Origin of the sequence: Microbacterium sp. Leaf351 (assembly GCF_001423825.1) — a bacterium.
Lineage (GTDB): Bacteria > Actinomycetota > Actinomycetes > Actinomycetales > Microbacteriaceae > Microbacterium > Microbacterium ginsengisoli.
Genome location: NZ_LMPK01000037.1, coordinates 19746 through 24623, shown reverse-complemented (window position 1 = coordinate 24623; position 4878 = coordinate 19746). Strand labels below are relative to the sequence as shown.

At 71.1% G+C, this 4878-nt stretch carries 3 protein-coding genes, 1 other RNA gene and 1 pseudogene; 1 reads left to right on the top strand and 4 read right to left on the bottom strand.

The window, feature by feature from the left end:
- From ASG00_RS18545 to ffs, 4 genes and pseudogenes are all read right to left on the bottom strand, one after another.
- Positions 1-166 (bottom strand): annotated as a pseudogene (locus tag ASG00_RS18545) (haloacid dehalogenase); the annotation flags it as partial.
- A 122-nt stretch (positions 167-288) separates the two neighbouring features.
- Complete coding sequence (locus ASG00_RS12640) at positions 289-1524, bottom strand: acetate/propionate family kinase (protein ID WP_056210039.1); 1236 nt, start codon at positions 1522-1524, stop codon at positions 289-291.
- Positions 1521-3662, bottom strand: a complete 2142-nt coding sequence (gene pta, locus ASG00_RS12635) for a phosphate acetyltransferase (RefSeq protein ID WP_056210037.1) — start codon at positions 3660-3662, stop codon at positions 1521-1523. The genes ASG00_RS12640 and pta overlap by 4 nt, the downstream gene beginning before the upstream one ends.
- Positions 3663-3736: 74 nt before the next feature.
- Positions 3737-3833, bottom strand: an RNA gene (gene ffs, locus ASG00_RS14630) — signal recognition particle sRNA small type.
- A 194-nt stretch (positions 3834-4027) separates the two neighbouring features.
- Between ffs and ASG00_RS12630 the strand changes: the two genes are divergently transcribed.
- A partial coding sequence (locus ASG00_RS12630; RefSeq protein ID WP_056210068.1) for an AAA family ATPase occupies positions 4028-4878 on the top strand: 851 nt, incomplete at its 3' end.

Genomic DNA, 4878 nt, shown 5'->3' with positions numbered 1-4878 from the left:
ACTCGAAGTAGTCGGTGTCCGTGTACGCGGGCGTCACGTCCCAGGCCGCGAACAGCTGCTCGAACATGGTGCGCCACGCGTGCATGTGCACCTCGGCGGTCGGCGTGAGCACGCCGTCGAGATCGAACAGCACCGCGTCGTAGGTCGTCAGGTCGGGCAGGGTCACGTCGCCTCCGAGGGTCTCGTGGATGGTCCGGGTCCGCTCGTCCAGCGTAGCCACCGCACGCCCTAGCCCGAAGGCCGGCCGCAGCGCCCGGGTGCGTCGGCTGATCCGCGCGTCCCGCACGCTCAGGTGCGGGCGACCTGCAGCGTCTGCCGGGCGATCTCGAGCTCCTCGTTCGTGGGCACGACGAGCACGGTGACAGGTGAGTCCTCGGCCGAGATGACGCGGATGCCGCGGCCCCGGGCCGCGTTGCGGACGGGATCGATCAGCACCCCGGCGTAGCCGAGGGTCGCGAGCGCCTGCGCGCGCACCACGGGGACGTTCTCGCCGACACCCGCGGTGAAGCTGATGACGTCGGCGCCGCCGAGCTGGGCGAGGTAGGCGCCGGCGTAGGCGCGCAGGCGATGGATGTACACGTCGAACGCGAGCACCGCGGCATCCTCGCCCTGTTCGACGCGCGCGAGGATGTCGCGCATGTCGGACGCGCCCGCGAGCCCGACGAGGCCGGACTTCTTGTTGAGCAGGTCGTCGAGCTCGTCCGTGGTCATGCGCGCGCGTCGCGCGAGCTGCAGCAGCACGGCCGGGTCGAGGTCGCCCGAACGGGTTCCCATGACGAGCCCCTCGAGCGGGGTGAACCCCATGGAGGTGTCGACGGAGCGGCCGCGGTCGATCGCGGTGACCGACGCGCCGTTGCCGAGGTGGAAGACGATCTGACGCAGGTCGCGCAGCGGACGGCCGACGAACGCCGCGGCGGCTTCGCTGACGAACTTGTGGGATGTCCCGTGGAACCCGTACTTGCGCAACCGGTACCGATCGGCCAGGTCGCGGTCGATCGCGTACGTGTATGCCTCGGGCGGCATGGTCTGGTGGAACGCGGTGTCGAAGACCGCGACATGGGGGATGTCGGGGAAGGCGGCCCGCGCGGCACGGATACCCTGCACCGCACCGGGGTTGTGCAGGGGCGCGAGCATCGACAGGTCGTCGATGTTGATCTCGACGAGCGGCGTGATGAGGGTCGGCTCGAAGAAGCGCGCCCCGCCGTGCACGACGCGGTGCCCGACGGCGAGCGGCGGGCGCTCGGTGAGCGAGGGACCACTCTCGGCGAAGGCCTCGAGCATCACCGCGAAGCCGGCCGCGTGGTCGGCGATGGGCAGCTCCCGCTCGGTGGTCGCGTCGAGCACGGTGGGGGCCGCGGCATCCGACCCGCCGAAGGCGGCTGCCGTCACCGTGTGCCGGGCGCGGCCGTCGGCCTGCCCGATGCGCTCGACGAGACCCGAGGCGAGCACGGACTCGGTCGACATGTCGATCAGCTGGTACTTGAACGACGACGACCCGCTGTTGACGACCAGCACGACGCTCATGCCTGCTCCCCCTTCGGCGCGGTCTCGCCCTGGGCCTGGATGGCGGTGATCGCGATGGTGTTGACGATGTCGTCGACGAGGGCGCCGCGCGACAGGTCGTTGATGGGCTTGTTGAGCCCCTGGAGCACAGGTCCCATGGCGATCGCGCCGGCCGAGCGCTGCACCGCCTTGTAGGTGTTGTTGCCGGTGTTGAGGTCGGGGAAGACGAACACGGTGGCGCGCCCGGCGACGGCCGAGCTCGGCAGCTTCTTCTGCGCGACGGCCGCGTCGGCAGCGGCGTCGTACTGGATGGGTCCCTCGACGAGCAGCTGCGGGGCGCGTTCGCGCACGAGGGATGTCGCCTCCCGCACCTTGTCGACGTCGGCGCCCGACCCCGACTCCCCCGTCGAATACGACAGCATCGCGACGCGCGGCTCGATACCGAACTGGCCGGCCGTCTCGGCGGAGGAGATCGCGATGTCCGCCAGCTGGGTGGCGGAGGGGTCGGGGATGACCGCGCAGTCGCCGTAGACGAGCACCCGGTCGGCGAGGGCCATGAGGAAGACACTCGAGACGACCGAGACATCCGGCCGGGTCTTGATGATCTCGAACGCGGGCCGGATCGTGTGGGCGGTGGTGTGCGCGGCGCCCGAGACCATGCCGTCGGCGAGCCCCAGGTGCACCATCAGCGTGCCGAAGTAGGAGACATCCGTGATGGTGTCGGCGGCGCGCTCGAGGGTCATCCCCTTCGCCGCGCGCAGTCGCGTGTACTCCTCGGCGAAGCGGGCGCCCAGCACCGGGTCGAACGGACTGATGATCCGCGCGGCGGAGATGTCGATGCCGAGGGTCATGGCGCGTCCGCGCACGGCCTGCTCGTCGCCGAGGATCACGAGGTCGGCCACCCCGCGGGCCAGCACCGTCGCCGCCGCCCGCAGCACCCGGTCGTCGTCGCCCTCGGGCAGCACGATGCGCTTGCGGTCGGCACGGGCGCGCTCGATGAGGCCGTACTCGAACATGAGCGGGGTCACGACCGTCGGCCGCACGAGGCCGAGCAGCCGCGTCAGCTCGGCGGTGTCGATGTGCCGCTCGAAAAGCGCCAGGGCCCGGTCGTAGCGGGCCGGCGACTCGGCGGCGAGGCGACCGCGGGTGTTCATGATGTGCACCGCGGTGTCGTAGGTGCCGAGGTCGGTGGCGATGATCGGCAGCGGCGAGCGCAGGCCGTCGATGAGCCGGTCGATGGGCTCGGGCAGCGCGAACGGGCCGTTGAGCACGACGGCAGCGACCGACGGGAACGTCCCCGACGCGTTGGCGAGCAGGGTCGCCAGGAGGACCTCGGAGCGGTCGGCCGGGATCACGACGACGGCGCTCTCGGTCAGCCGCGGGAGCACGTTGACCATCGACATCCCCGCGACGACGACGCTCAGCACCTCACGGTCGAGCAGCGCCTCGTCGCCCTTCAGGAACGTCGCCCCGAGCGAGCGCAGCACGCCGCGCACCGACGGTGCGACCAGCAGGGTGTCCTCCGGCAGCGCCCAGATCGGGATGCCGCGGGCCGGGCTCTGCTCGACGACGTCGCGGATCGCGGCGACGACCGCGTCGGCGTCGGGGTCGGTGCGGTTCGCGACGATGGCGAACAGCTCGGCCCGGGAGGCGCGCAGCTCGCTCAGCGCGAGGCTCGTGATCTGACCCATCTCGTCGGGGGTGCGGGCGAGGGTCGATCCCAGCTGCTCGCTCTGCCCCTGCTGGGCGCGACCGCCGAGCACCAGCAGCACGGGGGCGCCGAGGTTCGCCGCGATGCGGCCGTTGTAGCCGAGCTCCGCGGGGCTGCCGACGTCGGTGAAGTCGCTGCCGAGGATGACGACGGCGTCGCAGACGGCCTCGATCGCCTTGTACCGCTCGACGATGACGGCGAGCGCCTGGTCGGGGTTGTCGTGCACGTCGTCGTAGTGCACGCCGATGCACGCGTCGTAGTCGAGGTCGACGCCGTCGTGGGCCAGCAGCAGGTCGAGCACGTAGTCGCGCTCGTCGCGGGACCGTGCGATGGTGCGGAAGACGCCGACCCGTGCGGCGCTGTGGCTGAGGGCGTCGAGCACGCCCAGCGCGATCGTCGACTTGCCCGAATGACCTTCGGCGGACGTGATCAGGATGCTCTGCGCCACCCCACCAGCCTATGCCGGGCCATGCACGGACCGCCGGGCGCGAGCGCCGGAACAATCGGCGAACATCCCCGCAAAAGAAAGACTCTCCGCGAACCCGGCAGAGCCCGGTTACCCTTGCTACGTTTCCGTCCTGGGGGAGTTGGCCTGGATGCCGCCTCGCGGAGAGCGACCTCGAGTCTACCCGGATGCCGCGGCCTCCGCGACGCGCACGACGCATCGGCTCCACTGGGCGATCCGAGAATCGGCGCCCAGGATTCGCCCAGCCCCGCATAGGCGGCGCACAGCTACGATCGGCCTAGACCGAGGCTCCGCCCGGCCTACGAAGCGGCTCTCCCCCGGGAGCCCCACCGATGTCGGGAGCACGTATGACGGATGTGACCGAGGCGCCCGCGACGCTGGATGCGGCACGATTCGCCGAGCTGACGGGCGCGATCGTGCAGGCCGTGGGGTCGGTCATCGACGGAAAGCCGGATGCCGTGCGAGCAGCGCTGGTGACGCTCCTCGCCGAAGGGCACCTGCTCATCGAGGACGTTCCGGGCGTCGGCAAGACGATGCTCGCCCGCGCGCTGTCGGCCGCGATCGACGCCCGGGTGCGTCGCATCCAGTTCACCCCCGACCTCCTGCCGAGCGATGTGACCGGCGTCTCGGTGTTCAACCCCGCGACCCGGGATTTCGAGTTCACCCCGGGCGCGATCTTCGCCGACGTCGTGATCGCCGACGAGATCAACAGGTCATCGCCGAAGACGCAGTCGGCGCTGCTGGAGGCGATGGCCGAGGGTCAGGTGACGGTCGATGGCCGCACCCATCTGCTGCCCTCGCCGTTCTTCGTCGTGGCGACGCAGAACCCCCTCGACATGGAGGGGACGTACGCCCTGCCCGAGGCGCAGCGCGACCGGTTCATGATGCGCATCTCGATGGGGTACCCGGATGCCGCAGCCGAGGCCGAGATGCTGCGCCAGCGTGACACCGCCAATCCGATCGACCTCGTCACCCCGGTCGTGGGGCTCGCCGAGCTCGACGAGCTGATCCGGTGGGCGCGGCGGGTGCATGTCTCCCCCGCGGTCGAGGAGTACGCCGTGTCGCTCGCTGCGGCGACGCGCTCTCACCCCGAGCTCCGGCTCGGTGCCTCGCCGCGCGCGACGCTCGCTCTCGTCCGGGCCGCGAAGGTGTGGGCAGCGCTGGATACCCGCACATTCGTCATCCCGGACGACGTCGC

Coding starts and splice junctions, on each gene's coding strand:
- ASG00_RS12640 (WP_056210039.1), bottom strand. CDS start 1,524: ATGAGCGTCGTGCTGGTCGTCAACAGCGGGTCGTCGTCGTTCAAGTAC.